The sequence below is a fragment of the Nonomuraea sp. CA-143628 genome (assembly GCF_050942315.1).
In the GTDB taxonomy this organism is placed as follows: Bacteria; Actinomycetota; Actinomycetes; order Streptosporangiales; family Streptosporangiaceae; genus Nonomuraea.
Genome location: NZ_CP192072.1, coordinates 13,496,744 through 13,521,137 on the forward strand (window position 1 = coordinate 13,496,744; position 24,394 = coordinate 13,521,137).

A 24,394-nucleotide genomic window follows, 5' to 3' on the forward strand; every position below is an offset into this window, starting at 1 on the left:
CCCCGATGTGCTGGGGGTGAAGGGTGGCGGGGACGCGCAGCTTGCGTCCCCGCTCGACCAGGTCAGCGCGGCGCCCTGGTGGACGCCATCAGCATGTTGATCGCCCGATCAATCCCGCTGCCGCTGCCCTGCTGCCCGCGTTCTGGCCGCCCGCTGCCGCGCTTGACGTGCGGCGGCCGGTTGATCTTTATGGGCTTCTTGCGCCGGTGATCCGCCGCGAGCACGCCGATCTCCTCCACCGCCTCAGCGAGCAGCTCGTGGAGCGACGTCCACGGCTGCGCCCGCTGCTCGGGCGTACTGTTTACACGGGCATCGGGAGGGAGCTCGTCGGCGAGGTCAAGGAATCTCCGGGCAGAAATCCACCCTCGCTCACCTGGCCGGAGCCAGACTCCAGAGATGTCGAGTCCCCGGTAGTGGTCGAGGAAGTCGGCGTCGAGGGCTCTCCACTGCCGGAGCCGCTCGACGACGGCTTGGATTCCCCCGCGCTGAACGCGTACCTCCCAGCCAGGCCCTTGAGCAGCGCGCCCACATCCGGGATGCTCGGCCGCTCCGCCACGAACGCCTCGTAGCCGTCCTCACCCATCAGCCTGCGCCCCATCAGACGCACCGCATCGAGCAGTTCGCCAGGCAGCCGCGGGTTCTGGATGACCAGGTCCACCACCATGGACGCGATGGTCAGACCGGCCTTGGTCAGGTCGGCCTCCTTCAACGCGTTGAGCACGGTCCTGGCGATCAAGGCCGTGTCCACGTTCAGGTGCGCAAGCGGCTCCAGCACATCCACCGGCAGTTCCGGCGGCAGGAGAATGACCGCGCTGCCGAGACGCAGCTCGATCGGCTTCCCCTCGGTGCCGCTCCGGCTCGCCCTGGCCGCGTTGAGATCTAGAACTGCGCTGTCGTCCACCATCAGGGGACCCCCGTCCATCGACTCTTCGAGTGATGGCCGGGGACGGTACGGGCGGGCCGGGGCTTGCGTCCCAGCTCGCCCGCACCCCCTGGTTACGGCGTTACGACCGGCGGCGCGAACGACGCGAACGCCGTGTTGAACACGTCATAGAACGCGGAGCCCACGTCGCTACCGAGCACGGACAGGTTGAGCGGCAGCGTCGCCGACTCGTCCCGAGAGAGTTCCTGCTGCACGCCCTCACGCTGCATGCAGCGCGGGATGATCCGCCGCATCCGGCGGGTGCCGTCGCCGAGCTCCAGCACGGCCGCGACCTCCGACCGGGTACCGATGCTGGGCGGGGTGTACTTGTAGTACTTCGCGCCGCCGCCACTCGGCGTGATCTCCTCGATCGAGCCGCCACCGTAGACCGCCTGGAAGTTGACCGCGGACCACTCCAAAAGCTCGACCTCGAGACTGGCCGCGTCCTTGGTCTGCCACACCTTCACCGGGTAGGCGGACTGGTGCGCCTCGGTCTCGCTGAACTCCGGGTCACCGCTCCAGGAGAGCGAGTCCGGGGTGAACAACCCGACGTTCCGCCAGCCCGTGGGCATGGTGACGGTCGGGCCTTCCGGCGCGGTGGTGCCGACCGGCGCCAGCCACAGGGCGGCGATCGACGCGGTAAAGACATTCTCGGCACCCATGTGGGCCCCCTCCACGCGGGGCCGCCCCCCGACGTACGGGGAAGCGGCGGAACGGGTTGGGGACCCAGGGCCGGAATCATGGAGAGCAGGAGGCTCTTGCGTCCGCCTCCGACGATCAGGCGCTCTCCGCCGGCCAGCGCGGGCGGCAGCGCACCGTGGCCCGCGCCACGTACCGCGGCCGCTTGTCCGCCTCCGGCAAGAACCCGCCGCCCTGCGCCGGCCGGACCGACCCGATGACCGGGCCAGCAGGAGGCGGGTCCGCGCGCGGCAACTCCTTCAGCGCGCCGATCGCCAGATACAGCAGCCTGCGCAGTTCGGCCTTGCTGCCGTCCATCTCGCCGAGCGCCTCGATCTGGATGCGCACCTCGATCGCGGCGGTGTCGTAGTTCTCGATCCCGCCGGGCACGTCCGTGACGCGGAGCCGCGGATACGGCGGGATCGAATACGCGCCAACCCTGTCCGGACCCAGCTCTGCCAGCACGGCCGGATGTGTCGCGAGCCAGGAGAGCACCACCGGCAGCGGATCAGCGTCGGCCAGGTCCTCGACGCCGGCCACTACGACGCCGGCGTGCTCGGGGTGCTCGGCTTCGCGGCCGCAGGCTTGCTCTTGACCGGCTTCATAGCAGCCTGGACGGAAGCGAAGTCGGCCGGGTTGGCGCCGACGACGTAGCCCGCGGAGACGAGACGGTGCGCCTGCTCGCGGTACAGCTCCAGTTCCGCGCCGACCGCGTGCTCCTCCTCGTCGAGGCCGAGCTGACGGCAGGTGTGGACGCCGATCGGATGGGCGAGCGTGATCTTGACCATGTCACTCATGTCGCGAAGGATGACGGCCTCCCGCGCCTAGCGTCTCCGCCCGATCCGGCGCGGTGGGGCTCCTGCCGGATCCGTGAGAAGCTACGGCTGCCGGCCCGGCGTGGATGCCTCGACAGCTCTCCTCCGGGCCGGCTCTCTTTTCACAAGAAAATTGCAACACATGTTGCCATTTTCCAGGCGGTGGGGCCATGCTGGACACGTCGAGGCAACCCCGCTCGCGGGGACCACCCAAGGAGAGCACCATGACCCAGAAGAAGATCCACGAAGACATCCCGTTAGAGCGCGCCTGGCAGACCGGCCGCCGCATCTACGTCCGCTGCGGCTACAACTCCCAGCTCAACAAGCAACTGCTCCAACTCGGCTCCACCTGGGACGGCGACGTGCGCGCCCGCTGGGTGGGCTCCACCAAGAAGACGGCAGTCGTCGAACTGGTGCGCGCCCACCTGGAGCGGATCGCCGCGATCGAGCGCGTCAAGGCCGAAGGCCGCTGGGTCGCCATCCCCTACGAAGCCACCGACATCCGCGCCCGCGCCGCCGCACTGGACGGAGTGTGGGACGACGGCCGCAAGCAGTGGGCGATGCGCGCCGAAGAGCACCAGGCCGAGATCATCGAGCTCGTCCAGACCTACCAGGCCGAGATCGACCGCCAGCAGGCCGAACAGCGCGCCGCACTCAAACGGGACCGCCAGATCGCCGAGCAGGCCAACAAGAAGCGCGACCAGGAACGCGCCGAAGCCGAAGCCGCCACGCGCCGGGAGCGGATCCTCACCGAGTCCGGCCGCACCCCGACCGGCGAAACCGACAAGTTGACGATCATCTCCACCCGCTACATGAACCGCGCAGGCGCGCTCCAGATGGCCCACCAACTCGGCGACGTCGTCCGGTTCGACGACGACCGCCGCGGCGTCGTCGTGAGCGTCAAGGCGTGGTTCACCGACGAGGAAATCGCCTCTTCCATCTGCTGGCACGCCCAGACGCACGACGAAGCCCACTGGGACATCGAGCACACGGTCGCGATCGTCGAGCCCACCGAGGAAGAGAAGACAGCGGACGCCGAGCGCGCCGCCGTCCGGCGCGACGCCCTGGAGATTCACGACCTGATCCAGCACATCAGCCGCGCCACCCAGCCCCTCACCCCCGACGAATGGGCCACCATCGGCAACGTCGCAACCGTGGGCGAGATCAGCGAGACGTACGGCTCGACGTACAACCGCGGCACCACGCTCAAACTCACGCGGGACGGCCGCGCCTATTGGACCCACCCCGGCTACCACGACGACTACATCTCAACCGGCGGGAGCACCAGCGACCCCGAGACGGTGGCCCGGCTGCGCGCCATCCTCAACGTCGGCCCCCGCACCCGAGAGGTCATCGACCAGATGCTCCACACCTACAAGGTCAAACCCGAGTGAACGAAGAACACGCGATGACGCCCGCCGAGCTCGCCCGAGAGCTCGGCGTGCACCGCGCCACCATCACCCGCGCACTCCACAAAGCCCAAGCCGAACACCAGCGCGACCAGTCCACGCCAGCACCACCGAAACCCGTCAACCCCGACCAGCCGCTACTGCGGTACAAGCCCAGCGAGTTCATGGCATGGTGGCCCAACCGCCGCCAGCGCGGACGACCCGCCACCCGCTCAGCGCAAGCACCAGAGAGCAACCCACCGGAGCAGAGATGACCCGCGACACCTACCCGAAGCAGTTCGCCAAGCGACGCGACAACGAACTGCCCGAGCATTACAGGTGGCTCCCCGAGCTCTACCGCTCCACCTCTGCCCGGCTGGAGAAGCTCGAACGCGAAGCCGACAAGCAGTTCCCCGGCTGGTACGACCGGATGGAGCAGGTCCGCCAGATGCAACAGGACCAATGGCCGGGCTGGTGCTGGATGCCCATCACGGAGGTGACGACGGTCATCGCCGAGCACTACGCCGGCCACATCAGCCCGCCTCCCGGCGCGCTCGGCGACGTGCTCTCTCCCGAGTCATTGATCGCCATGGGCGCCGGCGGTGATGCCGCCCGGCTGGCCGCACTTGGCGCCTGGCGCCACGCAGGACGCCACATCATCAACTTCCACGACTCCATGACCCCGGATTTCGAGCGCTGGCCCGACCGCCTACCGGCTGACCTGCCGGAGCGCTGGCCGCTACTCGGCTACTACATGACGTTCGAGGCGTCCACCGGGTCCGCGGGCCAGTTCGTCCATCTGGAGTGGGACGCCAAGGAGCGCCGAATCGAGCTGCGGCTCATGATGGACATGCATCCCGTGGCCCGCCTCGACCACCTCATGGCCCAACCGCTGTACCTCGAAGGCACCTCCCTGACCGACGCGCTCGCCCAGACCTGGGCAGCAGCGGGGATGCGCACGTATGCGATGCAAGGCCGGGACGACATCTTGGACGTCTCTCCCGGCAGTTCGTTCGACCAGCTCATCAGAAGTCAGGCCGTGCACATCCGGGTCTGGGCCGCCGCTGCCGACGCCGCCGCCTCCACCGACGTCGCCAAGCAGGACGCGGCGGAGATCCTAGAGCGGACCCCCGCAGGCGAGACATGGCCACCGAAGCCGACCGAAGCGCGGCACCCCATGTTCTGGCTGGCCGCTCCTCAAGCTCTCGTGGACCGAAGCTGAACGGCCGCCGTACCCGCCCCCGCCCCCTCCCCTAGACATCACGCCAATGAAGGGAATCCGGATGAACCCCGAGGCCATCCTCGACCGATGCTTCGGCTCCATCGTCACCTACTCCTACCCCTACTGGCGGGACCTCCCCGAAGAGTTGGCCCGCTGGCACCTGCACACCGTGGACGGCGGCCACTGCCTCGCCGTAGCGGCGCGCAGCAAGTTCGAGGGAAGCGACGACCCGAGCGAGATCCTCGTCCCGATCCCCGTCCGCTCGGTGGAGCGGATCGGCTACGAGATCCGCAACGGCTACATCGTGTGCGACCTGGAATACCATCCCGAGCTCGGCGTGGTCGGAGACTTCGGTCAGGACCTGGAGTTCTACGGCAACCAGACAGAGTAACTCCCCCGATCAGCAGAGGGCCCCGCTGCGGCGGGGCTTTCGTATCACCCGCTCAGGCCCCGCCGGTAAGGCTCTCTCACTGCTGGATTTCCCACTCCAGGAAGTTCCGGTCCCCCGCCAACAGCCACACCCGCAGCAGCAGGGTGTGCCCCTCACTGTCACGTAGTGCCGCCACATGCTCCAGGATGGGCGTCTCCGGGCTCAGGTTGAGCAGCTCTTGCTGCTCGGGCGTGGGCGGGTAGGCGCGCACCTGTACGCGCGACCGCGTCACCTCCAGCCCGGCCCGGCCGAGCAGCACCACGTCGTCCTCTTCCAGCGGCGCCGCCCTGCCCAGTTCCGGAACAGCCGCGACCGCCCGGCCGGAGTAGTACGACGACGTCACCGCGCCCGCCACGACCCGCCGGCAGACGACATCGTCGTCTTCAGGCATGAGCTGGGCCACGCGGCCGGATGGGACCACGGCGGTCACCGACACGACGGCGCCGAATTCCCGCCCTCCGCCGACCGCCGTTAGCTTGACGTTGAAAGGCTGCGGATCCCACAACCGGACCACGTATCCGGCCTGCGGCCGCGCTTCAATCAGACCTGCGGTTTTCAACGCGAGCAGCGCGGTGCGGGCCGGCGTGCGAGAGACGCCGTACTGCGCGGCAAGCGCTTCCTCTGACGGCAACTGATCCCCCGGGCGCAATTCACGGCCTATCCGTTGGCGTAGCTCCTCAGCAATTCGCTTCGCCATATCTCCGCGCCCGGCGTTCGCCACCAGGTCCTCCCCCCACCGCCGCACGTCGAGCGCAATGGCCGCCGCCGGGTTACGTGCATCTGTCCGGGCCATCGTGCCCGCTCCGGTTGACATCCTCAACTCCTCCGATCTACGTTAGTACCACTAGTGCTACTAGTACCACTAATCCAGATCCGAGGAAAGGGCGCGACGTGCCACTCATCAGGCGGACCCGCAGAAACGCGGACCAGTCCGAGACCACCCCAGAGCGGGTGTGCTTCGAGGGCGCCCCCGTCGATGTGGTCGAGCGCACGGCCGACTTCGTGACCGTCAAGCGCGACGACGGCACCCAGCCCAGCGTTCGCCCCGACCGGATCACCACCTGCACCTGCGGCGGAAGGGGCTGCACATGAGCCTGATCATGGACGCGCTCTGGTGGATCGGCCTGGTCTGCGTGCCGGCCAGCATCATCCGCCGCGCCACCCGGGACGGCCAGCGCCAGCACCCCACCCCCGCCGACCGGTGGAACGACCGCCCCCACTCCCCCTGGCCGACCACCTGGACCCGCCGCGCCCTCCGCGCCGCCTACCACCTCGGCCGTGCCCTCGGCTGGACCTTCCTCCTGCTCGTCTGGATCACCATCGGTCTCACGCTCGCCGCGTTCGAGCTCAGCGGCGGAACCTGCAAGGCCCTCGCCTACGCCGTCGCCGGCATCGCCATCGGGCTCGCCTACCTCGTCCAGCACGCCAAGGGGCTGATGGACGGCCCCGCCCCCACCAACGCCCCCCACCTCACCGCCTGAAAGGACCCCACCCGATGGACTTCGACCTCGGCCTCGGCTACCTCGACCTCACCTTCTTCAGCATCGCCACGCTGGACGTCGGCTTCACCGTCCCCTGGTGGGCGATCGGTCTCGGCGCCCTCGCCGCCATCTTCTTCCTGACCAGGCTCATCCAGGCCGCCGTACGCGACTAGCCGCCACCCCCAGACACCGGAAAGGACCTCCGCCATGGGCCTCTTCTTCGGCAACAAGACGAGCCTCGGCTACAGAAGAAGCGCCGAACTCGCCAACACGATCCTCAAAAAGCGCGGCACCCCATCCACCGGCGCCGCCGCGCTGCTCAACATGATGAGCGACGGCGTCACCGCCGCCCACCTGTGCGGCGAAGAGGCCGAGCAAGCCGCCCTCTACCTGCGCGAGATCGCGCCCCGCCTGAGCCGCGCCGACCGCGCCGACGCCCTCGCCATCGCCGAAGACGCCAAGCACGCCTCCGACAGCGGCGGCGGCTGGGACATCGGCTGACCCATCACCCCACGCACAGAAAGGAAAACCCCGTGTTCGGCAAGCCGCTCCAGACTGCGCTCCCGCCCGGCGCCGCAGACGCCAGCCCGGCACCCAAGCCCAAGGGCGGGCTGTTGGAGCGTGCCGTCCGAGCAGCAGCGCGAGCGGCCGCCTACCACCTCGTATGGCGGCCCATCCGCTGGGAGGCACGCCGCATGTGGAGCCACCGCGAGTTCCACGCCACCTGGGCAGCCGCGACCTCCCTATACGGATGCGCCGTCACTCACCACATGGTCGGCGGCCCGTGGTGGTTCACGCCCGCCGTGACCGCCGCGGCCGCCGCCGCGACGTACTGGTTCCTGTCCCGCCATGACATCCTCCCCCTCACGCCCGCGACTGCGGCCGCGACCGTCGCCGTGGCCGGAGCGTGGACGACCGCCGCCACAATCGCGCCCTTCGACTCCATCACCGCCGCCTCCTGGGCTGCGCTCACCATCGGTGGCACCGCAACCTGGGGCTTCTCGAAGCGTGCCCGCCGTTGGCGGTCCGCCCAGCTCCGCGTCCGCTACAGCACCCGACGACTCCCCGGCGTGCTAGCCGCGCTCACCCATCCGGGCGTCGTCGTCGCCGCCCGCCCTGCCGTGTCCGGGACCGGCCGCACTGAGTACCCGCTGCGGCTGACCCAGCCGGGCGTCACTCGCCGCCGCCTGGAGAAGGCCGTCCGCGAGATCGAGCAGGGCATGGAATGGTCCGAAGGCTCCATCCGCGGGTTCATCCAGGACCCCAAGCACAGCGCCGCCTCCCGCATCCGAATGATCCACCAGGAAGGCGGCATCAAGGCGCGCACGGTGAAGTTCGACCCGCCCGAGATGCCGCGCGCGGTGTATGACCGGCGCTGGCTCGGCGTCACCGACGAGGGCGAGCCGTACTACGTCACCCCCGTCATCAAGGGCTACGGCGCCACCCACTCCATGTCCGGCGGCGCCACAGGCTCCACCAAGTCCAACCTGTTGCGGCTGCGCGCGCTGCTCGCCGCCTACACACCCACGCTCATCTGGGTCATCGACCTCAAGTCCGGCGGCAAGGCGTACGCCCACCTGCTCCCCCGGATCGACCGAATCGCCGTCACCGAGGAGCAGGCCGCAGAGATGATGGCCGACGCCGCCGAGATGGTCCCGCTCCGCGCCGAACTGCTGCTGCCCGAGCACAACCAGGTCCTGCCCGCTGAAGACTTCTGCGCTGTCGAGGTTCTCGGCGACGAGATCCGCACCATCTGGGCCAAAACCCGCCGCAGCGCAGCCCCGATCGTCGAGAACACCAACAAGGTCATCTCCGAGGCGCGCGCCTTCCTCATCGGCGTGCACGCCGCCACCCAGTACTGGAACCAAGACAGCGCCCACCCCAAGCTGCTGCCGAACTTCGCCGACGCCTACGCCGGCCGCACCCGCTACGACTCCGACAGCCAGTTCCTGCTGCGCCGCTGGAACCGCTACAAGACCAGCGAACTCCCCGCTGGCGCCTTCTACGTGCAGGCCAGCGGCAGCGAAGACCCCATCCTCATCTACACGCCGGAGGTGACCGACCTCATGCTCATGCAGACCGCCACCGAGACCGAGGCGCTCGCCCCCACGCTGGAGGCGTCCACCGCCGACCGGCTCCCCTTCTACCGGAACCGGTGGGCGCACCTGCCCGACCACCTACTCCAGTACGCGAGCGAGGCGCAGAAGCGCGAGGTGCGCGAAGCGCGGATCCGGCTCGGCATGGAGCCCGCCCCGGCCGCCGAGCGCGGCCGCGTGGCGGCGGCCGATGACAAGCCCGTGCGGCTGGTCGTGTCCGAGCGCATCGACGACACCGCCGCGCTGGTGTCGGAGATCGCCGACCCGCACCTGCGGGCCCTGGCCACCGTCCACCTCTCCCCCGGCCTGGTCTCCACCGCCTCGTCCAACGCGGCCGCGCCGCGCAGCCGCCAGTGGGCAACCGACCGGCGCGCGATCTGGCGCGACAAGCTCCAGCTCGTCGAGCAGACCGAACGAGGGCAGTGGCGGCGAATCGTGGGGGAGCGCGAGTTCATCGCCGGCGTCCTGGCCGCAGAGGAGACCCTCCGCGCCAGGCGCGGCACGGGCGCCGGAGGCGGGGGAGAGGGGACAGCGCCGGACCCCGCTGACACCCCTGACGACCTGCACATACACCCCCTGATGGGGGAGACCGACCTGGGCCTATACCCCGATCCCCCCAGCCCAGACGGGGCGAGGGACAGAGGGCCCGCCGGGGGAGTGGCCGACCCCGGGGGAGTGGCTCACACCTACTCCCCGTGACCCGGGGGCGGCCGCCCCCGGCCGGCCGCCCCCACCCCTCGCCCATACACACACGCGCGCACGCGCGTAGGGGGGTGGATGTCCAAACGCCCCGATTTGGACATCGCCGTGGACATCCCGTGGACATCCCGTTGGACATGACGAAGGTGACTGAAAGTGACGACCGAACGCGTTGACCCGAACCGCGATCAGGACACGCGGCTGACCACTCCGCAGATCCTCGGTGTCCTGGTCATCGCCGCAGGTGGCCTCGCCCTGACCGGCAACGGCCTCATCGCCAGCTACGAAGCGCTGCACAAGTTCGCTGTCCTGATGGGCGTCGCCGCGCCCGAACGGGTCGCGCTCGGCTTCGAGGCTGCCCTGATCGTCATCGTGTCCTGGGACATCGTGCTGACCTGGACGCGCCGCCCTGTCCCGCTCCTGCGGTGGGTGGCCCGCATCATGACTGTCCTGTCCGTGGTCGCGAACGCGTCCGCTGGCTGGCCCGACTTCCGCGCCATGATGCTGTACGTGCCAGCGCCGCTCGGTGTCCTGGCGATCGTTGAGTCCATCCGGCATGTCCTCCTGGCCAAGCACCGCACCCGCGAGCCGATCCCCTTCGCCCGCTGGTTCGCCCACTTCCGCTCCTCCTCCCGCCTACGGAAACTCATGGTCAAGTGGGAGATCACCAGCTACCGGACGGCGCTGGACATGGAGCAGAGGATCGAGCACGCCAAGACCCTGCTCCAGGTGATCTACGGCCGGTTCTGGCGAGACGAGGCTTCCGCTGACCTGCTGTGGATGCTCGACGAAGGCGTCATGCTCGACCAGGCCCTGCCCCGCGTGTACCGCCTCGCCCACGCGCACGGCCTGGAGACAGGACAGCCTCAGGACACTCCGCCTGACCCGCCGCGCCGCCCCAAGTCGCGTCCTGTCCCGCCCAAGGAGCCCGTCCAGGACAACCAGGACAGGACACCGGCCCCGCCCTCGGGACAGGACAGCAAGCCTCAGGACACCCCGGCCCCGTCAGGACAGGACAGCCCTGCCTCGTCGGGGCAGGACAAGAACAAGCCCGGTCAGGGCAACGACCGCCAGGGCAACGGCGATCAGGACACGAAGCCCAACGCCCGCCGGCGCTCGGACGCTGACCTGATCGCCGAGATGAGGTCACGCTGGGCGACCAACCCCGGCCGGCCCACCGTGACCGACGCGCTCGGCGTCGGCAACGACCGCGCCGTCCGCCTCATGCGGATGGCGTGGCCGAGCAAGATCGCCCAGAAGATCGCCCAGTACATCACCCCGGCCGGCGACGTCCCAGTGGACTCGCTCGCCAACGAGCTCGGCGTCACCCCGGACGAGGTGACCAAGCACCTGGAGCTGTGCCGCAAGGACTACGGCTTCCCCATGACTCCGGAGGAGTGGCACCTCCGGCCCGAGTCCCTGGGCCTCCGCTGGGGCTCCGAGCCGGGCACGTCCAACCGCGTCCTCAAGCCGATCCCCACAGCGAACGGCAGTGACAACTAACCGAAGGAGACACCCCTGCATGGCCACCACCGCCGACAAGCCCATCCAGACGATCGCCATCAACGGCTTCACCGGGCGAGAGCCCATACCAGACGACGACGCGCACTACCTTGCGTGGAAGGTCGCCCGCCACCACAACGCCGCCGTCCCGGCCGCCCTGGAGGAGGAGCAAGCGTGGAACGCCTACACCAGCGCCGAGACCGCCACCGAGCACGCATGGCAGGCCCTCGACACCACCCCCACCTCCGAGTGGGCAGCCGCCCACCACCGATGGGTGAAGGCCGAACATGCGCTCTCCGCCGCCGCCAGCCAATGGCATTCCGCAGCTACGGCGATGGATCAGGCGTGGGAAGACGCCAACTGGAGTGACCGCGCCCTGGACTTCTATGCCCAGGCCGCCGCCCAGGCCGGCGTACGCGAACTGCTGGGCACCAACCGGCCCACATCGTCCCACTGGGTCCACCTGGACGTGGAGCGGCGCCGCCGGGAGCGCGAGCAGCTCGCCGGGAAAACGCTTCAGCGCCTGCCCACCTGACCACATCGGCCAAGGACGCCAACAAACGAAAGGGGCGGCAGCCGTATGGCTGCCGCCCCTTCTGCTGTGCATCAGCCCCCGGCCGCCAATCGAAGGCAGACACTAACGCACACCGACATTTAAGTTCCTCGTGCCCTGCCTCCAGTGCGAACGAAAGGCCAGCTCAGGTGCTACAGGTCATGGACGCCAACACGCAGTTCGACACGCCTCTCGGAGGGGACTCGCTCCAGTCGATCGCCCATCTGCCACTGCTGCTGACCGTGGAAGCCGCAGGCGTGCAGCTCAGCCTGGGGCGGACAGAAGCTTTCGCTCTGGTCAAGAGCGGTGAACTGGAGAGCGTGGTCATCGGCCAGCGCGCCCGCCGCGTCCCCCGCCAGGCGCTCCTTGACTACGTGACCAGGCTCCGGGCACAGAACCAGCGGGCCAATTAGCCGGCAAGCACCCAATTGTCTGTGCTGGCCCCATTTCGCGTTGTTATCGTCAGCCTATCCATTGCGGCTGCAATCAGCAGATCGGAGAGTTCATGACAGAAAGCCGCACGAAGAAGCCAGCACGTTCTAAAGGAGAAGGGAGCTTTTTCCAGCGGGAGTCCGATGGCCTGTGGATAGGCCGGATGGTCCTCCCGGATGGGTCACGCCCAACGGTCAGCTCGAAGAACAAGAAGAAAGCCCAGGAGAAGTGGAAGGAGCTCAAGCGCCAGGTCGAAGACGGCGCGCCCATCACCACCGGCCGGACCACGTCACTGGAGCAGTTCCTACGCCAATGGATAGAGGTGACGCTCAAGCAACGCGTCGCAGCCGGGAAGATGACCGAATCAACCCGCATCAGCTACGCGGACCACATCCGTCTGCACATCGTCCCGGCCCTGGGCAACTACGCGTTGCCCAAGCTGACGCCGGCCATCCTGCGCGGCTGGATCCTGAAGCTCCAGCAGAAGCCATCCGCGCGACAGCCCAAACCCAAGGAAGGAGAGCAGCCGCGGGTAGCGCTCCTGTCGGACCGCACGGTGAACTACTGCCATGCGATCCTGCGCACGGCGCTGAACAGCGCGATGCGGGACGAGCTGATCCCACGGAACGTGGCCGAGCTCGTCGAACCACCATCCGGCAAGAGCAAGCGAGGAAGGGCGCTGACCACCGAGGAAGCCGAGAGGCTTTTTACGGCCGCCGCCGGGGACCGCTGGGCAGTCCTGTGGATGACGATCCTCGCCCTCGGCTTACGCCGCGGCGAGGCGCTGGCCATCCGCTGGGAACACCTGGACCTCGACGCTGGCCTGCTACTGGTCGGCCCGTCCCTTCAGCGCGTGAGAGGAGAGGTTAACGAACACACAGGACGCCGGCGAGGGAAGCTCGCGGTGGTGAAGTCGAAGACGGAGTCGTCGGACGCTCCCGTCGCTGTCCCCGAGGCACTCAGCAAGATCCTCAAGGCGTACCGCCGGGAGCAGACCGCCGAGCGTCTCGCCGCGAAGGTGTGGGCGGACCCTGGCCTCGTCTTCGCCACGTCCGTGGGCACCCCGATCGAACCTCGGAACGCCAACAGGGCATGGAACGCGCTCTGTGACCGGGCCGAGATCGAACGAGTCAACGACCAGCGGCTGAGGATCCACGACTTGCGGCACACCTGCGCGACGTGGCTCCACAAGCAGGGCAACGACATGAAGACCATCCAGGGCGCGCTGCGACACAGCCGGCTCGCCACAACCTCCGACATCTACACCCACCTCACGGTGGACGTGCAGCGCCGGGCCGCCGACTCGATGGACGTGGCCCTGTCTGCACTGAACTCGATGTGATTCCAGCCGTTGGTGTCGAAACGGCGCCAACCGAAGGATGACCCCGGTGAACTGTGGCGAACTCTCCTGAACGAAGTCCTACGGGTACAGCAACGGGTACAGTGACCTCCGGAAACAGCTCAGGGAGTCCCTTGAGATCAAGGAACTCCCTGGTCAGACTGTGTGCGGCCGGAGGTACTCGAAACCCCAACCTTCTGATCCGTAGTCAGATGCTCTATCCATTGAGCTACGGCCGCTCGCTGCGTAAGCCAGCATAGCGGGTCCAGAGCCGTGCCTCGAACCAGATACCGCCCTCACGCCCCACTAGATTCCACCTTCTTCGGCCAAAGGGTGTACCCCAGGGGCCAGAGCAGGGCGATCAGCGGCACCTTCAGCATGCTGAGCATGAAATTGATCAGTTCGCCCGTGCGGGACGGATCGTTGACGAGCCAGACCAGGCCGAGCAGGAGGGCGCAGGCGATGGCGTACGCGAGGACGATGCGGAGCCAGAAGATCCACTCGTAGCGGGTGCGGGCCATGCCGCCCTCGGGTGGCTTCCAGGGAGGTGGGCCGTCGGCGAAGCGGTGGCGGAACTTGGCATCGGCCCAGCGGATCGTGCTGTGGCCGAAGACGATGGAGTACGCCAGGTACGCGGCCGCTATGCCGTGCCTCAGGTCGGCCGTGGCGCCGCTGCGCATGTCCATGACGGATGCCGCCAGGAGGATCACGTCCAGGAGCGGTACGCAGAGGAGTAGGGCGGTGCTGAGTCGGCGGCGGTTCCAGAGGTAGCGGCTCGCGAGGCCGAGTCCGAGCAGGAGCCAGAAGCCGACTTCGCAGCCGATCAGGATGGCGACAATCACGCATCCCATCCTTGAGGGCTCCTCTGGCCGGCGCATCGTCAGTGAAGACGAGCCTGTGGATACATCGAAGTGTTTATCCACAGGCAGACCCACGAAGGAGTGAGCCGGGTCCGGACGGTGGTGGGATGGGGGGCATGCAACGCGAGGCGTCGTGGGCCGGGCTGGCCTTCGTCGGAGGCCTGCTCCTGATCGTGGGCGGAGCCTACACTCATCGCGAGGTGCCCGAGGGGTGGCTCGCGGTGCCGCTGGCGTTCGTGTGCCTGGGGGTGGTGGTACGGCGGCGGGCGCCGTTGGTGGGGCTGGCCCTGGGGACCGTGGGGATCGGTGTTGATCTCGTGGTGGGGCCGTCGTTGCCGACTGTCCTGATATTTACGGACAACGTGTATGCGGCGGCGCTGTACGGGCCGGCGTCTTTTTCGCGGTGGCTGCTGGGGGCCGCCACCGTGCTGTCGGTGTTGGCCGGGGGTGTGACGGGGGTCCTGTCGGGTGACTGGCGGGCGCTGGCGGTCAACGGGATTCAGGCCGGGCTCGTGCTGGTTACGCCCGTGACCACGGCGATGGTGTTACGCCAGCAGCGTGAGCAGGCTACGGCCGAGCGTGCCAGGGCGGAGCAGGTGGCGCGGCTGGCGGAGCTTGATCGGGATGCGGCTATCGCGACGGAGCGTACGCGGATGGCTCGGGAACTGCATGACATGATCGCCAATCACTTCAGCGCGATCGCCATCCAGTCGACGGGCGCGTTGTCGCGTACGGACCTGAGTGCGGCGGCCGTACGGAAGATCATGGAGTCCGTTCGGGAGAACAGCCTGAAAGGGCTGGCCGAGATGCGGACCATGATCGGGCTGTTGCGGCAGGAGGGGGATGAGGCCGAAGCCACCCGGCCGCGGCTGGCTGACGCGGAGAGTCTGGTCGAACGGTCGCGGCGGGCGGGAATGACGGCTGATTTCCGTGTCGAAGGGGAGGCGCGGGAGCTGTCTCCGGCGGTGGATCTGGCCGGCTATCGGATCTTGCAGGAGGCGCTGACCAATGCGCTGAAGCATGGCGGGCGGTCGGCTGTGGTCAAGGTCGTTTACGAGTCGGAGCAAGTGATGGTGGCTGTGGACAACCCTGTGGATAAGTCTGTGGGTAAACCTGTGGATGGACATCCGGCTCCGCTTCGCGGAGTGAGAGAGGGCCCAAGGGCGGAAGGGGTGTTTCCCGGGGCTGGGGCCGGGCTGGTTCCCGGGTCGAGGTCGGAGGTGGTTCCCGGGTCGAGGTCGGAGGTGGTTCCCGGGGCGGGGGCCGGGCTGGTCGGGATGAGGGAGCGGGCTCTGTTGGTCGGGGGGTCGTTCGAGGCCGGAGTGGACGGGGGTCTGTGGCGGGTCAAGGCCGTGCTGCCCATGTCGAAGGACAGGAAGGGGCAGTGGGAGGCGGGATGACGATCAAGGTGCTGGTCGCGGACGATCACGCGGCTGTCAGGGCGGGGCTGGTGCTGATCCTCGGTGGGGCCCAGGACATCGAGGTCGTCGGGGAGGCGGCCGACGGGGTGCAGGCGGTGGAGTTGGCCCGCGAGACCCGGCCCGACGTGGTGTTGATGGATGTGCGGATGCCGAAGCTTGACGGCATCTCGGCGACCAGGGAGCTCGCCGGGGTGGCCGATGTGTTGATCTTGACGACGTTCGATGTGGATGAGTATGTGTTCGGAGCGTTGCGGGCGGGGGCGGCGGGGTTCCTGCTGAAGAACACCGACGCGGAGTCGCTGGTCTCGGCCGTACGGCTGGTGGCCAGAGGAGATGGGCTGATCTCGCCTACTGTCACGCGGCGGTTGATCTCTGCCTTCGCCGAGCAGCCCGTACGCAAGGAGCAGCAGGTGGAGGGGTTGACGCCGCGTGAGCAGGAGGTGTTGGCCGGGATCGGTCGCGGGCTGTCCAATGCCGAGATCGCCAGGGAGCTCGACATGGCCGAGGCGACCACGAAGACGCATGTGAGCCGGGTGTTGAACAAACTGGGTCTCAAAAGCCGGGTCCAAGCAGCGATTTATTACTCAGAAGGCCCCCGCTAGTCTGACGGTCGTGACCATGCCACCTCCTCCTCCCCCGCCGCCGCGGCCGACCGGCTTGATCGTTGGCTTGGCGTTCGCCGGGGCCTTTGGTTACTGGATCCTCAATGTGATCGTCGGAGTCATCGTCGTGAGCATGTCGTCGACGGTCGCGATCGGGGTCGCCGCGGGGTTCCTGGCCGTGGTCGGGATCGGCGCGGGGATCGTGCTCGTGGTGCTGCGTAAGCCGTGGGCGCTGGGGCTGGGGCTGGGGCTGATGATCGGGTGGGCGCTCGCCTCCATCGTCTCGGCCGGCTATTGCACGGGACTGAATCCGGGCATGTACGCATGACCAGGCCACCATCGAGTCCGGGCATGTACACGCGGACTGGGCCACCATCGAGTCCGGGGATGTACGTATGACCGGGCCCACGCCGGATCCGGGCGTGTTCACATGACCGCGCCCGCACCGGGCGATCGTGACGAGGGGACGCCTCCCCAGGGAGGGAGCGCCCCGACGCGCAGGGAGGGGAGCGGCGACCCGTCTCCCGCACAATCCGCTCCCCCGCCGTCCGGACAAATCAGCATCCCGCCGTCTGCACAATCCGCTCCCCCGCCGTCCGGGCAGATCAGCAGCCCGCCGTCCCCCGGCGGGCCAAAGCCGCCGCCCAACGGCAAGTCCGACAGCAGGCCCAAGGGCAAGTCCGTCGGGCTGATCATCGGACTAGCGCTTGCGGGGCTGGTCGCCTACAGCATCGTCAACGCCATCCTCGGCATCCTGATCTTCGTCAGCACCCTCGACCAGAACGGCACCAACTACCCCATCATCATCTCCTGCACGATCTTCCTCGCCCTCTTCGGTCTCGGCGCCGGAGCGGGGCTGCAGTTCCTGCGCAAGCCGTGGGCCACCGGTCTGGGCCTGGGGTTCCTTGTCGGCTGGGCGTTGTGGTCGATCCTGTCCGCCGGGATCTGCACCGGCATCAGCCCGGACCTGTACGCCTGACATGCCGCTCCACGAGATCTTCGTCGGCCTGGGAGTGCTCGTCGCGTCCGTGGTCTTCGTGCACGAGGCCCGCCGCCGCGGCGCGCTCAACGAGCAGTCGCTGGTGGCCGTGACAGGTGCGCTGGTCGGCGGCGCGATCGGCATGCGGCTGGCGGGCTGGCTGGAGACGCTGAACCTCTCCGACCTCTGGCTGTACGGCTCGCGGAGCATCCTCGGCGGCTTGACCGGCGCCTACATAGGCGTACTCATCGCCAAGAGGATCATCGGCTACAAGCAGCGGACCGGCGACCTGTTCGCCCCAGCGGTGGCGCTGGGCATGGCGGTGGGCCGGATCGGCTGCCATCTGACCGAGGCGCCGGGCCGTCCGACCGCGTTGCCCTGGGGCGTACACGCTCCCCCGACGACGCCCGAGTGCCCCGGCTGCCTGAGTGGCCAGGCCATGCACCCGTCGTTCGTCTATGAGATCGTCTTCCAGCTCGCCGTGTTCGCCGCGCTGCTGTGGGCGCGCAGGCGGCTCACCGAGCCGGGCGAGCTGTTCACGCTGTACCTGGCCGCGTACGCCGTCTTCCGCTTCCTCGTCGAGTTCACCCGCGCCAACGAGACCGTCTGGCTCGAGCTCACCAGGCCGCAGTGGTTCCTGATCCCTGGCCTGCTGCTGCTCGCCCTGAGGCTGCGGTACGGCTGGCGGCGCGGCCACTACGATCCCCTCTTCAAGCGGAAGGTCATGACATGAGCACCGGAATGGGCCTGCGGGGTGACCGCATCCTCAGGTACGTCAACGCCTTCTGTCCCCACTGCCACGGCCAGGCCCTGGAGCGGGTCGAACGGCTGAGCGGCTACCTGACCGTCCGCGACGAGCGCGTGTGGCTGGAGCGCGGCTGCCGCGAACACGGCCTGATCAGTACTTTGTACGACGAAGACCCAGAAATCCTGAAATATCTAGAAGAGTGGACCGCTCCCACAAAGCACCACATGCCGGATATTTCGGGGAATTTCGAGCCCATCCCCGCCGCCTACCTCCAAGGGCTGCCCGAGATGCAGACCCAGCACACCTGCATCCTGCTCGAAGACATCGTCGAAGCCTGCAACCTGCGCTGCCCCACCTGCTTCGCCGGCAGCTCCCCTGATCTGACCGGCATCGTCCCCATCACCGACATCCTGGCGAACGTCGACCAGCGCCTGTCCCGCGAGAACGGCAAGCTCGACGTCCTCATGCTGAGCGGCGGCGAGCCCACCCTTCACCCCGAGCTCGCCCAACTGCTCGCCGAGCTCCACCAGCGCCCGGTCACCCGCATCCTGATCAACACCAACGGCGTCCTCATCGCCAGGGACGACGCCCTGCTCGACCTGCTCACCGAGCACCGCGAGCGGGTGGAGGTCTACCTCCAGTACGACGGCACTTCGGCCGAGGCGTCGAAGCACCACCGGGGCGGTGACCTCAGGCAGCTCAAGGCGCAGGCCGTACAACGGCTGTCGGAGCGGGAGATCTTCACCACGCTGGTGATGACCGCCGCGCTGGGCGTCAACGACGGGGAGATCGGCGAGGTCGTACGGCTGGCGCTCGACACGCCGTTCGTCGGCGGGGTGTCGCTGCAGCCGCAGTTCGGCTCGGGCAGGTCGGGGCCGATCGACCCGATGGACCGCCTCACCCACACCGGCGTCCTCAAGCGGCTCGGCCCGCAGACCGACGGCCTGGTGACCTGGCGCGACCTCACCGCGCTGCCCTGCTCACACCCGCACTGCTGTTCGGTCGGCTACCTGATCCGCGACGACGCGCAGCAGTGGCGTTCGCTGGTCGCGCTGATCGGCCATGACCGGCTCAAGGCGAACCTGGGCCTGGTCTCCAACCGCATCGCCGACACCGAGATCCCCCGCGAGCTGCGGCTGGCCGTACAAGAATCGCTGCTCGGACTGCTGTCGGAGCAGTCGTCGTTGTCACACCCGCAGATCGGCGACCTGTGGCGCGACATCTGCGAGAACTGCGACCTCGGCGTGTCCACCCTGCTCACGCTGGCCTCCTCGGCGCTGCCCGGCCGGCGGAAGAGGCTTCGCAAACTGCTCGGCGAGCGGGTGGTGCGGGTGACGGTCAAGCCGTTCATGGACATGTCAACCATGATCGAGGAGCGGCTCACGCAGTGCTGCGTGCATGTCGGCACGCGGGCCGAGCAGGACCAGTGCGCGCCGTTCTGCGCGGTTCAGGCGTGGCCCCAGCTCTCGGAACAACGGCTGTCCGCGGTCGCTGCCACATCCCAGCTCAAGGTGGTCAGGTGAAGGATCCGCTCCGGTTGTGCGTGTACGCGACCGTCGCGCTGCTGGCCTGGCTGCTGGGGCCGTGGGCGGTGCTGGGGTTCGCGGCCCTCGGGTTCGCCGGGTACTGGAAGGCGCGGCGGGCCGGGCTGACTCATAGCAAGTGCTTGCTCAAAGACACCCGGCTCGTCCTGGCCTATCTCGGGCTGCTGGCGCTGATCGCGGCGGCGGCGATCATCCACTCCCTGCTGTGAGCTCCACGGGGATGTACAGGCTGAGCGTCTCGGCGATGCAGGCCGGGCGCTTCTCGCCCTCGACCTCGATCGTCATCTTCAGGTTGGCCAGGTAGCCGGCCGGCGTGCCCTTGACGTCGCTCAGCTCCCCCAGCGCCCTGACCCGCGCGCCGACCGGCACCGGCCTGGGGAAACGCACCTTGTTCAGGCCGTAGTTGACGCCCATCTGGATGCTCTCGACCCGTACGAGCTCCATCATGAACGACGGCAGCAGTGACAGGCTCAGGTAGCCGTGCGCGATCGTGCCGCCGAACGGTCCTTCCTTGGCCCTCTCCACGTCCACGTGGATCCACTGGTGGTCGTCGGTCGCGTCGGCGAAGAGATTGACCTGCTCCTGAGTGACTGTGCGCCACTCGGTCGGGCCGAACTTCTCGCCGACGGCCGCCTTGAGTTCCTGTACGTTCGCGAAGGTCCGCATGGCTCCGAACGCTATTGCGCGGGTGGGACGGCTGCCAAGTTGAGCACCCAGTACTTGTCGGGCTTGTCGCCCTTGGTGGTACCCCAGTAGATGATCGTGCTGGGCTCCGACGAGGTGCCGACACCGCTCCAACTGCCGGACACATCCACGCCCGCCAGCTTGTTGGTGTTCAGGTCGTACACGCCACCGAACCTTTGCAGGAAGCGGTCGAGGATGGGGTACGGCCTGAGTCCCCCGAATCCGAACCCCTGCTTTTTATCTCCTGTCCCGTCGATGCGCTGGACGAAAGGAACGTTGCCGCGGCGGCCGACACACCAGACCGGTCCGCATCGCAAGCCCTTCGTCCCACCCTTGATCGCGATCTTGGTCACGGTCGCGTCTGCCAAGTTGACGATCTTGGATTGGTTGCGCTCGCCCTCATTGACGCCCTCGCCGACATCGCCCGCCCACGGCCAGCCAATCAGGTGCAGCCCCTCAGCCTTCGGCACGCGAGAGGGGGTGCCGCCGGTGAACGGCACCTGGAACACACCACCCATCCGCATCGACCAGACGATGGTCTCACCGTCCACCCCGACGGCGTCAACGGCGGCGTCGCCGCCGGTCAACGTGGCGGCCCGCTTGGCCTTACCGCCAGACAGCGGCGCCCACCAGAGCTCGGCGATCGGGGTCCCGTTCTTCGAGGCGGTGGAGTACCAGACGACGTTCTTGCCATCGGTCGAGGCGGCCTTCTGGAAGCTCCGCTTCAACCCCGGCGTCGCCGTTACCTCCGTCACCACCCGGGATTTGCCGGTCTTGGTGTCGTACACCTCGATCTTCCCGGCCTTCTCGAACGAGGACTCGGCGTTGAGCAGCACCTCAGTGGCGTTGATGCCGGTGATTGGGCGGTAGCGCCAGCCGTCGGCGTTCTTGGCGGGCATCTGGAAGAGTGCCTGCGGCCAGAGCTTCCCGGCCGGCGTTCCCTTGGGCTGGGTCTGCGGTCTCGGAGTCACGGTTATGGTCTTCGTAGGCTTGGTCGTAGTCGACGTGGCGGCCGCCTCTTCTCCGCCCCCGCTGGAGAAGGTGCCCTGGGCGACGACCGTACTCGTGCCCACCACCGCGACCACCGCGGCCGCCGCGAACAGTTGCGCCCGCCGCTTGGTCCGCCGCCGTCTGCGCGCGCCGACCCCGGCCAGCAGGTCGAGCTCGGGAGCCTGGTACGCCGCATCGCGCAGCGCGCCGCTCAATTCGTCCTCTGTCCTCATGCCCGTCCCCTCTCCAGTACAGCGGGCCGAACCCGGAGCGTGGCAAGCGCCCGGAACGCCTGGCTGCGTACGGTTCCACGTGAGATGCCGAGGATCGCGGCGATCTCCTCATCCGGCAGGTCCTCGTAGTAGCGCAGGACCAGCACGACCCGCTGCTTCCTGGGCAGCGTCGCGAGTTCCTTCCAGAGATCGCCGAAGGAATGCGTGTCGTGGTGGATGCCGTCGGGCACGTCGTCGGTCAGCTGCTCTCTGCGCCGCCGACGCCACCAGCTGATGTGCTGGCGGGCCATGGTCGTGCGTACGTACGCCTCGGGGCTGTCCTTGTTGCGGACCCGGCTCCAGTTGTCGCTCAGTTTGAGCAGCGCCTCCTGGGCCAGGTCCGCGGCGTCCTCGGCGTTGCCGGTGAGCACATAGCCGTACCTGACCAGCGCCGCGCCCCTGGCTCGGACGAAATCCTCGAACTCCACATCACCGGGACGCACGAGCCGCTCGCTCTGTTGCAAAGATCTTTACTCGAAACCATCGCGCACGTGTTCGAGTGCGCGCTACAGTTCTAGGGACCGACTCGAACAAGGGTTCGGCCTGGTGGGAGGGGGTGCGTCCGATGACAATACTGGCGACGGCCCCTGCTCGGACACGCCGTAGCGCTTTCTTCCCAAATCTAAGACGGCCGCTATATCCCGCAATAAAGTCCGAGAGCGTGGACCCCGTGCGCAATCCTTACGCCCCCGGAGCCGGACAGCGCCCGCCGGAGCTCGCCGGGCGCGACCGCGAGCTGCAGCAGTTCGAGGTCGTGCTGGAGCGGGTGGCCCGTGGCCGTCCCGAGCGCAGCATGGTCGTCACCGGTCTGCGCGGCGTCGGCAAGACCGTGCTCCTCAACACGTTCAAGTCCATGGCGATGCAGCGGCTGTGGGGCACGGGCAAGATCGAGGCCCGGCCCGACCAGTCGATCCGCCGTCCCGTCTCGGCCGCGCTGCACATGGCGATCCGCGAGCTGGCTCCCCGGCATCGCGCGCCGGAGCGCATCGAGGAGTTCCTGGGCGTGCTCAAGGCGTTCGCGATGCGCGATCCGGCCGCCGCCAAGGGCACCTCGCACTGGTCACCCGGCATCGAGGTGCCGGCCACCCGTGGCCGGGCCGACTCCGGTGACCTCGAGATCGACCTCACCGAGCTGTTCGTCGACGCCGCGAGCGTGGCCACCGACCTGGGCGTCGGCATCGCGCTGTTCATCGACGAGATGCAGGACGTGCAGCCCGCCGACGTCTCGGCGCTCTGCGCCGCCTGTCATGAGCTCTCGCAGTCCGGTGGGCCGCTGATCGTGGTCGGCGCGGGCCTGCCGCACCTGCCGAGCGTGCTGTCGGCCAGCAAGAGCTACTCCGAGCGGCTCTTCCGCTACGCCCGCATCGACAAGCTCGACCGCGAGGCGGCCGACCTCGCGCTGATGTTGCCGGCGCGGGAGGAAGAGGTCGAGTTCACGCAGGACGCCCTCGACGCCCTTTACGAGGCGGCCGACGGTTACCCCTACTTCGTCCAGGCCTACGGCAAGGTCGCCTGGGATCTGGCGCCGCGCAGCCCGATCACCCTCGACGACGTCAGGGTGTCCGCGCCCGAGGCCGAGGAGGAGCTCGCGGTGGGCTTCTTCGGCAGCCGCTACGAGCGAGCCACCCCGGCGGAGCGCGACTACATGCACGCCATGGCGCAGATCGGCGACGAGCCGGTCCCCACCGCGGACGTGGCCGACGCGCTGGGGCGCAAGCCGTCCAGCCTGTCGCCCGCCCGCGACAGCCTCATCAAGAAGGGGCTCATCTACAGCGCCGAGCGCGGTCTGATCGCGTTCACCGTGCCGCATTTCGGGAGGTTCCTGCGTGCCCAACCGATCTAGGCGACACCCCTAGTCCTCTATTGGGCTGTCTAGTGGGGAAGCTAGATAGCCCAATAGAGTCATATCTTGTTGTCGAGGGTTCTATAGCGCTGTCTAGCGTCAGGCCGATACAGGCGTATAAACCGGCAGAGCGCCGCTACCCTCGTGCTCGACCACGGCCACCCGCACCGCCGGACGCCGCCCGCTGAGATAGACCGCGAACACGACATCGGCCCCATCCCGCCGTTCGAACGCGAAGAAGCGCCAGCACAGCTCACGCCAGCTGTCGTACGGCTCGACCGCGGCGAGCTGCTCCCGGTGCTGCCGCCAGGGGCCACTCGACCGGAGCCTGGCCAGTGTGACCTCCGCGGCCGGCCCGGGGCGCTGCTCGCACGGTGCGCGATAACGCAGCCGGTCCACCATCTCCTCAAGCTCGGGTGACAGTACGAGGAGCACGACCACCCCGGCGGCCATGAACCACGACGGCTGCAAGAAGACCAACCAGCCGGGCTCTTCACCCCATAGCGACAGCACGGCCATCCCGGTGAGCACGATGGCCCTGGCGATCGAACGCAGGCCGACGGGCGCCGCGCTCACCTCACCGAAGCATCCGCATCCCGCGTCGGGCCGCCGCCGACGTACCTCCAGCAGGACATAGGTGCACATGGCGAAGAACGCGACCGCCATCCACCGGAAGATCGGAGACGTGCTCACCAGCAGCCCGGTCGCGATCACCAGCTCACCGACCGCGCAGACGATCAGCATCGGAACCTCGATACGCGCGGGCGCCAGCGCCGCCGGCCCCAGCCGGGCCAGCGTGCCCATCTCCCCGCCCGTACGCACAGTGGACACCTTCGCCACCGCCCCTAAGACGAGCAGCACGATCAGCGCGGGCAGTTGCGATGCCAGCACGA

General features: G+C 68.3%; 32 protein-coding genes and 1 tRNA gene. 21 read left to right on the forward strand and 12 right to left on the reverse strand.

The annotated features are described in order from the left end of the window. Positions 1–62 precede the first annotated feature (62 nt). From ACQP2T_RS61835 to ACQP2T_RS61855, 5 genes are all read right to left on the reverse strand, one after another. Positions 63–239, reverse strand: coding sequence for a hypothetical protein (locus ACQP2T_RS61835; RefSeq protein WP_433513897.1), 177 nt, complete (start codon positions 237–239; stop codon positions 63–65). 62 nt (positions 240–301) lie between these two features. Beyond that, the gene (locus tag ACQP2T_RS61840; protein ID WP_433513898.1) at positions 302–922 is read right to left on the reverse strand and encodes a hypothetical protein; all 621 of its coding nucleotides are present in this window, start codon (positions 920–922) and stop codon (positions 302–304) included. 74 nt (positions 923–996) lie between these two features. After that, on the reverse strand, positions 997–1,584 hold the full coding sequence (locus ACQP2T_RS61845) for a hypothetical protein (RefSeq protein WP_433513899.1): 588 nt from the start codon (positions 1,582–1,584) through the stop codon (positions 997–999). 115 nt (positions 1,585–1,699) lie between these two features. Further along, the gene (locus tag ACQP2T_RS61850) at positions 1,700–2,140 is read right to left on the reverse strand and encodes a hypothetical protein (protein ID WP_433513900.1); all 441 of its coding nucleotides are present in this window, start codon (positions 2,138–2,140) and stop codon (positions 1,700–1,702) included. Then, complete coding sequence (locus ACQP2T_RS61855; RefSeq protein ID WP_433513901.1) at positions 2,140–2,397, reverse strand: hypothetical protein; 258 nt, start codon at positions 2,395–2,397, stop codon at positions 2,140–2,142. Before ACQP2T_RS61855 ends, ACQP2T_RS61850 begins: the two co-directional genes overlap by 1 nt. A gap of 242 nt (positions 2,398–2,639) precedes the next feature. Here ACQP2T_RS61855 and ACQP2T_RS61860 point away from each other — a divergent pair, with 242 nt between their 5' ends. The 4 genes from ACQP2T_RS61860 to ACQP2T_RS61875 all read left to right on the forward strand — a co-directional run bounded on the left by ACQP2T_RS61860 (position 2,640) and on the right by ACQP2T_RS61875 (position 5,416). Then, the gene (locus tag ACQP2T_RS61860; RefSeq protein ID WP_433513902.1) at positions 2,640–3,809 is read left to right on the forward strand and encodes a hypothetical protein; all 1,170 of its coding nucleotides are present in this window, start codon (positions 2,640–2,642) and stop codon (positions 3,807–3,809) included. Then, entirely contained in the window at positions 3,806–4,078 is a 273-nt protein-coding gene (locus ACQP2T_RS61865; RefSeq protein WP_433513903.1) for a hypothetical protein, read from the forward strand. Before ACQP2T_RS61860 ends, ACQP2T_RS61865 begins: the two co-directional genes overlap by 4 nt. Next, complete coding sequence (locus ACQP2T_RS61870) at positions 4,075–5,025, forward strand: hypothetical protein (RefSeq protein WP_433513904.1); 951 nt, start codon at positions 4,075–4,077, stop codon at positions 5,023–5,025. The genes ACQP2T_RS61865 and ACQP2T_RS61870 overlap by 4 nt, the downstream gene beginning before the upstream one ends. A gap of 61 nt (positions 5,026–5,086) precedes the next feature. Beyond that, complete coding sequence (locus ACQP2T_RS61875) at positions 5,087–5,416, forward strand: hypothetical protein (protein ID WP_433513905.1); 330 nt, start codon at positions 5,087–5,089, stop codon at positions 5,414–5,416. A 76-nt stretch (positions 5,417–5,492) separates the two neighbouring features. On the opposite strand, the gene ACQP2T_RS61880 is transcribed toward ACQP2T_RS61875, so the two are convergent. Continuing rightward, positions 5,493–6,269, reverse strand: a complete 777-nt coding sequence (locus ACQP2T_RS61880) for a GntR family transcriptional regulator (protein ID WP_433513906.1) — start codon at positions 6,267–6,269, stop codon at positions 5,493–5,495. A 77-nt stretch (positions 6,270–6,346) separates the two neighbouring features. Here ACQP2T_RS61880 and ACQP2T_RS61885 point away from each other — a divergent pair, with 77 nt between their 5' ends. From ACQP2T_RS61885 to ACQP2T_RS61925, 9 genes are all read left to right on the forward strand, one after another. Then, a complete protein-coding gene (locus ACQP2T_RS61885) occupies positions 6,347–6,547 on the forward strand; it encodes a hypothetical protein (protein ID WP_433513907.1) in 201 nt (66 codons plus the stop codon). Further along, a complete protein-coding gene (locus tag ACQP2T_RS61890) occupies positions 6,544–6,936 on the forward strand; it encodes a hypothetical protein (protein ID WP_433513908.1) in 393 nt (130 codons plus the stop codon). The genes ACQP2T_RS61885 and ACQP2T_RS61890 overlap by 4 nt, the downstream gene beginning before the upstream one ends. Before the next feature lie 14 nt (positions 6,937–6,950). Continuing rightward, positions 6,951–7,109, forward strand: coding sequence for a hypothetical protein (locus tag ACQP2T_RS61895; RefSeq protein ID WP_433513909.1), 159 nt, complete (start codon positions 6,951–6,953; stop codon positions 7,107–7,109). A gap of 34 nt (positions 7,110–7,143) precedes the next feature. Beyond that, positions 7,144–7,437, forward strand: a complete 294-nt coding sequence (locus ACQP2T_RS61900; RefSeq protein ID WP_433513910.1) for a hypothetical protein — start codon at positions 7,144–7,146, stop codon at positions 7,435–7,437. 32 nt (positions 7,438–7,469) lie between these two features. Then, the gene (locus ACQP2T_RS61905) at positions 7,470–9,731 is read left to right on the forward strand and encodes a hypothetical protein (protein ID WP_433513911.1); all 2,262 of its coding nucleotides are present in this window, start codon (positions 7,470–7,472) and stop codon (positions 9,729–9,731) included. A 156-nt stretch (positions 9,732–9,887) separates the two neighbouring features. After that, complete coding sequence (locus ACQP2T_RS61910) at positions 9,888–11,234, forward strand: DUF2637 domain-containing protein (protein WP_433513912.1); 1,347 nt, start codon at positions 9,888–9,890, stop codon at positions 11,232–11,234. Between the two features lie 19 nt (positions 11,235–11,253). Beyond that, positions 11,254–11,769: a hypothetical protein gene (locus ACQP2T_RS61915; RefSeq protein WP_433513913.1), complete on the forward strand. Its 516-nt coding sequence runs from the start codon at positions 11,254–11,256 to the stop codon at positions 11,767–11,769. Between the two features lie 179 nt (positions 11,770–11,948). Next, a complete protein-coding gene (locus ACQP2T_RS61920) occupies positions 11,949–12,200 on the forward strand; it encodes a helix-turn-helix domain-containing protein (protein ID WP_433513914.1) in 252 nt (83 codons plus the stop codon). A gap of 182 nt (positions 12,201–12,382) precedes the next feature. Next, positions 12,383–13,561 carry a tyrosine-type recombinase/integrase gene (locus tag ACQP2T_RS61925; RefSeq protein WP_433513915.1) on the forward strand — a complete coding sequence of 393 codons (1,179 nt, stop codon included), beginning with the start codon at positions 12,383–12,385 and terminating at the stop codon, positions 13,559–13,561. A gap of 163 nt (positions 13,562–13,724) precedes the next feature. Here the strand turns inward: ACQP2T_RS61925 and ACQP2T_RS61930 are convergent. Both ACQP2T_RS61930 and ACQP2T_RS61935 read right to left on the reverse strand, forming a co-directional pair. Continuing rightward, positions 13,725–13,797 (reverse strand) — tRNA-Arg (locus tag ACQP2T_RS61930). Positions 13,798–13,854: 57 nt separating this feature from the next. Next, a complete protein-coding gene (locus tag ACQP2T_RS61935) occupies positions 13,855–14,409 on the reverse strand; it encodes a hypothetical protein (RefSeq protein ID WP_433513916.1) in 555 nt (184 codons plus the stop codon). A 116-nt stretch (positions 14,410–14,525) separates the two neighbouring features. Here ACQP2T_RS61935 and ACQP2T_RS61940 point away from each other — a divergent pair, with 116 nt between their 5' ends. The 7 genes from ACQP2T_RS61940 (at position 14,526) to ACQP2T_RS61970 (ending at position 19,921) form a co-directional block, all read left to right on the forward strand. Next, the gene (locus tag ACQP2T_RS61940) at positions 14,526–15,818 is read left to right on the forward strand and encodes a sensor histidine kinase (protein WP_433513917.1); all 1,293 of its coding nucleotides are present in this window, start codon (positions 14,526–14,528) and stop codon (positions 15,816–15,818) included. After that, positions 15,815–16,441 (forward strand): response regulator, encoded by a 627-nt coding sequence (locus ACQP2T_RS61945; RefSeq protein ID WP_433513918.1) that lies wholly within the window; start codon positions 15,815–15,817, stop codon positions 16,439–16,441. The genes ACQP2T_RS61940 and ACQP2T_RS61945 overlap by 4 nt, the downstream gene beginning before the upstream one ends. A 133-nt stretch (positions 16,442–16,574) precedes the next feature. Then, positions 16,575–16,769 (forward strand): hypothetical protein, encoded by a 195-nt coding sequence (locus tag ACQP2T_RS61950; protein WP_433513919.1) that lies wholly within the window; start codon positions 16,575–16,577, stop codon positions 16,767–16,769. 102 nt (positions 16,770–16,871) lie between these two features. Then, entirely contained in the window at positions 16,872–17,420 is a 549-nt protein-coding gene (locus ACQP2T_RS61955) for a hypothetical protein (RefSeq protein WP_433513920.1), read from the forward strand. Position 17,421: 1 nt separating this feature from the next. Continuing rightward, positions 17,422–18,153: a prolipoprotein diacylglyceryl transferase gene (locus tag ACQP2T_RS61960; protein WP_433513921.1), complete on the forward strand. Its 732-nt coding sequence runs from the start codon at positions 17,422–17,424 to the stop codon at positions 18,151–18,153. Continuing rightward, positions 18,150–19,691 carry a radical SAM protein gene (locus tag ACQP2T_RS61965; protein WP_433513922.1) on the forward strand — a complete coding sequence of 514 codons (1,542 nt, stop codon included), beginning with the start codon at positions 18,150–18,152 and terminating at the stop codon, positions 19,689–19,691. Before ACQP2T_RS61960 ends, ACQP2T_RS61965 begins: the two co-directional genes overlap by 4 nt. Then, complete coding sequence (locus ACQP2T_RS61970) at positions 19,688–19,921, forward strand: hypothetical protein (protein WP_433513923.1); 234 nt, start codon at positions 19,688–19,690, stop codon at positions 19,919–19,921. The genes ACQP2T_RS61965 and ACQP2T_RS61970 overlap by 4 nt, the downstream gene beginning before the upstream one ends. On the opposite strand, the gene ACQP2T_RS61975 is transcribed toward ACQP2T_RS61970, so the two are convergent. The 3 genes from ACQP2T_RS61975 to ACQP2T_RS61985 are packed head-to-tail and all read right to left on the reverse strand — an operon-like array spanning position 19,902 to position 22,101. Continuing rightward, on the reverse strand, positions 19,902–20,378 hold the full coding sequence (locus tag ACQP2T_RS61975) for a MaoC family dehydratase (RefSeq protein ID WP_357957657.1): 477 nt from the start codon (positions 20,376–20,378) through the stop codon (positions 19,902–19,904). The two genes, ACQP2T_RS61970 and ACQP2T_RS61975, sit on opposite strands and share 20 nt — an antisense overlap. An 11-nt stretch (positions 20,379–20,389) precedes the next feature. Further along, positions 20,390–21,619, reverse strand: a complete 1,230-nt coding sequence (locus tag ACQP2T_RS61980) for a hypothetical protein (protein WP_433513924.1) — start codon at positions 21,617–21,619, stop codon at positions 20,390–20,392. Then, positions 21,616–22,101 carry a SigE family RNA polymerase sigma factor gene (locus ACQP2T_RS61985; RefSeq protein WP_433513925.1) on the reverse strand — a complete coding sequence of 162 codons (486 nt, stop codon included), beginning with the start codon at positions 22,099–22,101 and terminating at the stop codon, positions 21,616–21,618. Before ACQP2T_RS61985 ends, ACQP2T_RS61980 begins: the two co-directional genes overlap by 4 nt. A gap of 227 nt (positions 22,102–22,328) precedes the next feature. Between ACQP2T_RS61985 and ACQP2T_RS61990 the strand changes: the two genes are divergently transcribed. Next, positions 22,329–23,501 carry an AAA family ATPase gene (locus ACQP2T_RS61990; protein ID WP_433513926.1) on the forward strand — a complete coding sequence of 391 codons (1,173 nt, stop codon included), beginning with the start codon at positions 22,329–22,331 and terminating at the stop codon, positions 23,499–23,501. A gap of 99 nt (positions 23,502–23,600) precedes the next feature. Here the strand turns inward: ACQP2T_RS61990 and ACQP2T_RS61995 are convergent, their stop codons facing one another. Further along, the gene (locus ACQP2T_RS61995; RefSeq protein ID WP_433513927.1) at positions 23,601–24,392 is read right to left on the reverse strand and encodes a MauE/DoxX family redox-associated membrane protein; all 792 of its coding nucleotides are present in this window, start codon (positions 24,390–24,392) and stop codon (positions 23,601–23,603) included. Positions 24,393–24,394: the final 2 nt, after the last annotated feature.

Coding starts and splice junctions, on each gene's coding strand:
- ACQP2T_RS61840 (WP_433513898.1), bottom strand. CDS start 922: ATGGACGGGGGTCCCCTGATGGTGGACGACAGCGCAGTTCTAGATCTC.
- ACQP2T_RS61845 (WP_433513899.1), bottom strand. CDS start 1,584: ATGGGTGCCGAGAATGTCTTTACCGCGTCGATCGCCGCCCTGTGGCTG.
- ACQP2T_RS61855 (WP_433513901.1), bottom strand. CDS start 2,397: ATGAGTGACATGGTCAAGATCACGCTCGCCCATCCGATCGGCGTCCAC.
- ACQP2T_RS61860 (WP_433513902.1), top strand. CDS start 2,640: ATGACCCAGAAGAAGATCCACGAAGACATCCCGTTAGAGCGCGCCTGG.
- ACQP2T_RS61870 (WP_433513904.1), top strand. CDS start 4,075: ATGACCCGCGACACCTACCCGAAGCAGTTCGCCAAGCGACGCGACAAC.
- ACQP2T_RS61875 (WP_433513905.1), top strand. CDS start 5,087: ATGAACCCCGAGGCCATCCTCGACCGATGCTTCGGCTCCATCGTCACC.
- ACQP2T_RS61880 (WP_433513906.1), bottom strand. CDS start 6,269: ATGTCAACCGGAGCGGGCACGATGGCCCGGACAGATGCACGTAACCCG.
- ACQP2T_RS61890 (WP_433513908.1), top strand. CDS start 6,544: ATGAGCCTGATCATGGACGCGCTCTGGTGGATCGGCCTGGTCTGCGTG.
- ACQP2T_RS61895 (WP_433513909.1), top strand. CDS start 6,951: ATGGACTTCGACCTCGGCCTCGGCTACCTCGACCTCACCTTCTTCAGC.
- ACQP2T_RS61900 (WP_433513910.1), top strand. CDS start 7,144: ATGGGCCTCTTCTTCGGCAACAAGACGAGCCTCGGCTACAGAAGAAGC.
- ACQP2T_RS61915 (WP_433513913.1), top strand. CDS start 11,254: ATGGCCACCACCGCCGACAAGCCCATCCAGACGATCGCCATCAACGGC.
- ACQP2T_RS61920 (WP_433513914.1), top strand. CDS start 11,949: ATGGACGCCAACACGCAGTTCGACACGCCTCTCGGAGGGGACTCGCTC.
- ACQP2T_RS61925 (WP_433513915.1), top strand. CDS start 12,383: ATGGTCCTCCCGGATGGGTCACGCCCAACGGTCAGCTCGAAGAACAAG.
- ACQP2T_RS61935 (WP_433513916.1), bottom strand. CDS start 14,409: ATGGGATGCGTGATTGTCGCCATCCTGATCGGCTGCGAAGTCGGCTTC.
- ACQP2T_RS61940 (WP_433513917.1), top strand. CDS start 14,526: ATGGGGGGCATGCAACGCGAGGCGTCGTGGGCCGGGCTGGCCTTCGTC.
- ACQP2T_RS61945 (WP_433513918.1), top strand. CDS start 15,815: ATGACGATCAAGGTGCTGGTCGCGGACGATCACGCGGCTGTCAGGGCG.
- ACQP2T_RS61950 (WP_433513919.1), top strand. CDS start 16,575: ATGTCGTCGACGGTCGCGATCGGGGTCGCCGCGGGGTTCCTGGCCGTG.
- ACQP2T_RS61955 (WP_433513920.1), top strand. CDS start 16,872: ATGACCGCGCCCGCACCGGGCGATCGTGACGAGGGGACGCCTCCCCAG.
- ACQP2T_RS61960 (WP_433513921.1), top strand. CDS start 17,422: ATGCCGCTCCACGAGATCTTCGTCGGCCTGGGAGTGCTCGTCGCGTCC.
- ACQP2T_RS61965 (WP_433513922.1), top strand. CDS start 18,150: ATGAGCACCGGAATGGGCCTGCGGGGTGACCGCATCCTCAGGTACGTC.
- ACQP2T_RS61975 (WP_357957657.1), bottom strand. CDS start 20,378: ATGCGGACCTTCGCGAACGTACAGGAACTCAAGGCGGCCGTCGGCGAG.
- ACQP2T_RS61980 (WP_433513924.1), bottom strand. CDS start 21,619: ATGAGGACAGAGGACGAATTGAGCGGCGCGCTGCGCGATGCGGCGTAC.